Annotated in this window: 1 protein-coding gene; it reads right to left on the bottom strand. The window is 68.5% G+C overall.

Annotated features, from left to right (window positions below; translation table 11 throughout):
- A partial coding sequence (locus ACNAW0_RS30955) for a TipAS antibiotic-recognition domain-containing protein (protein WP_416291573.1) occupies window positions 1–235 on the bottom strand: 235 nt, incomplete at both ends.

Genomic DNA, 235 nt, shown 5'->3' with positions numbered 1-235 from the left:
CACGTACATGTCCGCCAGCCCGGTGTGGATCTCGTACGAGCAGTCATAGAACCACCCAGTGATCAACTGCCGGTGCTCCTCGGCCAGCGCCATAGCCTCCGGGCTGTCCGCCGAAGCGCCCGAGGCCATCAGCTCGGCGAACCGCCGGCCCCAGTCCTCGTTCGCCGCCCGGTTACGCAGCCAGTCCTCCTTGCTGTAGCGGGCGACCCGCTCCGTCGACTGCCGGTACGCGTCG

Origin of the sequence: Micromonospora sp. SL1-18 (assembly GCF_047921505.1) — a bacterium.
Taxonomy (GTDB): domain Bacteria; phylum Actinomycetota; class Actinomycetes; order Mycobacteriales; family Micromonosporaceae; genus Micromonospora.
Note: the sequence above shows the minus strand (reverse complement) of the source record. Positions and strands in the feature narration are given on the sequence as shown.